This window comes from Sphingobium sp. Ant17 (genome assembly GCF_000588875.1).
Lineage (GTDB): Bacteria > Pseudomonadota > Alphaproteobacteria > Sphingomonadales > Sphingomonadaceae > Sphingobium.
Map to the genome: position 1 here is coordinate 1 of NZ_JEMV01000131.1, position 3,848 is coordinate 3,848.

General features: G+C 61.5%; 3 protein-coding genes and 1 pseudogene. 1 reads left to right on the forward strand and 3 read right to left on the reverse strand.

Annotation, left to right across the window (positions count from 1 at the left end):
• The first annotated feature begins 317 nt into the window (after nt 1-317).
• A pseudogene (locus BF95_RS24520) lies at nt 318-1,804 on the forward strand (DUF3363 domain-containing protein).
• Between the two features lie 83 nt (nt 1,805-1,887).
• Here BF95_RS24520 and BF95_RS26995 read toward each other — a convergent pair.
• The 3 genes from BF95_RS26995 to BF95_RS24535 all read right to left on the reverse strand — a co-directional run.
• Nucleotides 1,888-2,406 carry a flavin reductase family protein gene (locus BF95_RS26995; RefSeq protein WP_004350836.1) on the reverse strand — a complete coding sequence of 173 codons (519 nt, stop codon included), beginning with the start codon at nt 2,404-2,406 and terminating at the stop codon, nt 1,888-1,890.
• Between the two features lie 3 nt (nt 2,407-2,409).
• Nucleotides 2,410-3,213: a TIM barrel protein gene (locus tag BF95_RS24530; protein WP_235209992.1), complete on the reverse strand. Its 804-nt coding sequence runs from the start codon at nt 3,211-3,213 to the stop codon at nt 2,410-2,412.
• A gap of 68 nt (nt 3,214-3,281) precedes the next feature.
• A partial coding sequence (locus tag BF95_RS24535) for an LLM class flavin-dependent oxidoreductase (protein WP_043155389.1) occupies nt 3,282-3,848 on the reverse strand: 567 nt, incomplete at its 5' end.

The window sequence follows — 3,848 nt, forward strand, 5'->3', positions numbered from 1 at the left end:
GCCACACGGCGGCGCGTTTCGCGGGCGCGAAGCTGACGCCCATGTCGCGGCGCGTGACCATCAAGACGCTGCTGGTCAATCACCAGCGTGCCAGCCCGCAATCGCTCGCCAAGCACCTGCGCTACATCGAGCGCGACGGCGCGGGCCGCGACGGCGAACCGGGCCGGGCCTACGGGCCGCAGACCGACGAAGCCGACCTTGACGCCTTCAAGGAGCGGGCCGCCGACGACCGGCACCATTTCCGCTTCATCGTCTCGCCCGAGGACGGCGCCGAACTGGACGACCTTCGCACCTACACCCGGCATCTGGTGGACCGCATGGAAGCCGACCTGGGCACGCGGCTGGATTGGGTGGCGGTCGATCACTGGAACACCGATAACCCGCACACCCACCTGATCGTGCTCGGACGTGACGACACCGGCAAAGACCTCATCATCGCCGGCGACTACATCGCCCACGGCTTCCGCCATCGCGCCGCCGAACTGGCGACCGAATGGCTGGGGCCGCGCACCGAACTGGAGATCCAGCAGACCTTGCAGCGCGAGGTGGAACAGGAGCGCTGGACGAGCCTCGACCGCACCCTGCAACGCGAGGCCGGCGAGGATGGCCGGGTGCAGATCGAACGCTTCAACGAACCCCGGCTGCAACGCCAGCGCCTGCTGCTGATCGGCCGCCTGCAACGCTTGCAGCGCCTGGGCCTGGCCGACGATACGCAGCCCGGCACCTGGGCCGTCCATGCCGATGCGGAGAAGACCTTGCGCGCATTGGGCGAGCGTGGCGACATCATCCGAACGATGCAACGTGCCATGAGCGGTCAGCCGCGCGAGCTGGCGGTGTTCGAGCCGGGCCAAAATGCAGATGGAAGCGGCCGCAGCATCGTCGGTCGCGTGGCTGGCAAGGGGCTGGCCGACGAGCTGCACGACGGCGGCTATCTGGTCATCGACGGGGTGGACGGCAAGGCCCACTACGTCGCGTTGAACGCCCGCGACGAGCTGGCGAACTATCCCACCGGAGCCGTGGTGGAGGTACGCGGTTCCAACGAGGTGCGGGCGGCCGACAAGAACATCGTCGCGCTGGCGAGCGATGGCCTGTACCGCGCCGATCATCACCTGGCGATCGAGCAAGGCCGAGCCAAGCCCGGCCGCGACCCGCAGGAGGTCGTCGCGGCCCATGTCCGCCGACTGGAAGCCCTGCGCCGGGCCGGCATCGTGGAACGTGTGGCTGATGGACTATGGAAGGTGCCGGACGACTTGGCCGAACGTGGCCGCCAGAACGACGCACAGCGCCTGGCGGCGTGGCGGTGGAGCTGAAATCGCACTTGCCCATCGAGCGGCAGGCCCGCGTGATCGGCGCGACCTGGCTGGACCAGCAGTTGATCGGTGGCGGCAAGGGGCTGGGCGATCTGGGCTTTGGCGGCGAGGCGAAGGAAGCCTTGCAGCAGCGCGCCGACTTCCTTGAAGAACAGGGGCTGGCCCAGCGGCGTGGGCAGCGGGTGATCCTCGCCCGGAACTTGCTGGGGACGCTGCGGAATCGGGAACTGGCAAAGGCCGCCAAGGATATTGCCGCCGAAATCGGCCTAGCGCATCGGCCCGTCACCGACGGGCAGCGCGTGGCTGGCATCTACCGGCGCAGCCTCATGCTCGCCAGCGGGCGCTACGCGATGCTAGACGACGGCATGGGGTTCAGTCTGGTGCCGTGGAAGCCGGTGATTGAACAGCGACTGGGGCAGCAACTTGCCGCGACGGTGAGCGGTGGCGGCGTGGCGTGGGAAATCGGACGGCAGCGGGGAATGGGCATTGGCTAATGCTCGAAGAGTCTCAGCCACATAACCCGGCAGGCTGTCTAGAGATATGCCGAGGCAGTTGTGAAATTCTTCGCTGCATATCTTCAACGGGTTGGATCTATGGCCCGGAAGCGGCCATCCAGATAGACGAGTGGATCGGCATATGCAGATGTGAGCACACGCTCGACACTGGCCAGCATTACCGAGTGGGTGCCGACTGCATGGTGTTCAATCAGCTCACAGAACAGCGAAGCCTGCGCCCCTTGCAGATAGGGCAACCCATTGACTTCATCAAATCGCCAGGCTTCATGATCGAAACGGTCGGTCCCCGTGGCGCTACGGCAGTGCACCGCAAGTACCTCCTGTTCTGCGCGGAGTACATTGATGCAGAATCGTCGAGCAGCCAGCAGCGGCCCATGGATACGGGTTTGCTGACCAATGCACACTAGAACCGTGGGCGGCTCCAGTGAGACTGATGTGAATGAACTGGCGATCATTACGTGTCCGTGGCCATCGGGAGCGATCGACGTGATTAGCGTCACCGTGGAGGCCACGCCGCGCATCGCCTGCCTCAATTGGGCAGCAATCAAAGGGTGTTGGGACATGTAGGTGTGCTCAATCATAGGTTACGGGTGCGTTTCACGCTTGGCCCAACCAGGGTGCTTTGTCAGCAAACCCAACATCTCGTCCATCGCGTCATAGGAGCGTTTGAGCGTGCTGTATGGATTCCCCCCGACCAATGTGCCGTCATAGCCGACGGGGCCGGTATAACCGAACGACTTGGCAAGTCCAAGAAGTGCGAAGTTGTCGAGTTCTCCTGCATCGAGCGCCTCGAAAGTGGCAATACGACTCCAGCCAAGTGGGCTGCGGGTTGCGCCGCTGAGAGTCAATTCCCGCATGAAGGGTGTTGACGCCATTAACGCTGGCGTCGGGTCTACTGCCTGATAGCCCTCCGTCGGGCTGCCTGCATTGGTTTCGTAGCCATACCAGTGATAGCTTGGAAACACGATGCCGAGATTCGGATGGTTCACGACCGAGCAGATCTGTGCCGCAATGGAGTAATGATCCATCCAGAAGCCCAGATGAAAATACAGCAGGATGTCAATTCCGCGCCGTGCGCAAATCTCAAGTGCCCGACCAAGGAAGTCCTGCAATACCTTGTCGTCCGGTGCCTTTCGATGATTTGAACCGTGGCCTGCCGTCCTGATTCCAAGATTGACAGCCTTCACGCCTTCCATCTCCTCAAGCATCCGCAAGAGTCCTGCGTTGATGGGATGCTGTGGGCCCTGATCCAGGTCGATCACCACATACACGCTAAAGACCTCCAAACCGAAACGATCTTTCACGGTGGATAGACGCTTTGCGGTTTCCCATCGGCTCCCTGACCAGACGGCATAGGTCAGGCCGTCATAACCGATGTCAGCCAGCATTTCGCATTGGACATCGAAGGCATAGGTACCAGCCGAAGAAGTAAAAGCGAGATCCCAGGCAAAAAATTTTATGACCGTGCAGCATCCTGCGCCTCCTCCAAATGGGCAGTAGCGTGCGCCGGAAAGTGCGGTACGACATGCTCGCCAAGTTCCTGAACAATCTCATGCGCCGGACGTGTCGCGTATTTCAGGTTGAGGCCAATATGATTAACCCCAATATCGCGCAAGCGGCTGAAGTAGTCAGTAAAGAATCGGTGACCAGCCCGAAACCCGAGGAAGATGGGCGATGGGGGTTCATCGGGATTCTCCGACAGGTCAATATAGAAGGATTGCGTGAAGGGTTTGAATCTTGGTGTCAGCGACCGCCAATTCTTGATTGTCATGGCTTGCTGCGCGATATTTTGGGGATAGTAAAGCCAGCCATCCCCATGCTCGGCAATCCATTCGACCGACTGGCGTGAATGACCAGTCACCATCACGGGAATGTCTCTCAACGCCGGTTTCGGCAGCGTATCTGCACCCGACAAGTTCACTCGGGGCGTGGAGATTTCCGGGAAGTCCTCACGCCAGGCTTGACGCAACACAGTCAATGCTTCTTGGAACAACGTGGCTCGCGCATCCATTGTCTGACCGAA

Bases quoted from the DNA above. Each gene is read 5' to 3' on its own strand.
- BF95_RS26995 (WP_004350836.1), bottom strand. From the start codon at position 2,406: ATGATTGAGCACACCTACATGTCCCAACACCCTTTGATTGCTGCCCAA.
- BF95_RS24530 (WP_235209992.1), bottom strand. From the start codon at position 3,213: ATGCTGGCTGACATCGGTTATGACGGCCTGACCTATGCCGTCTGGTCA.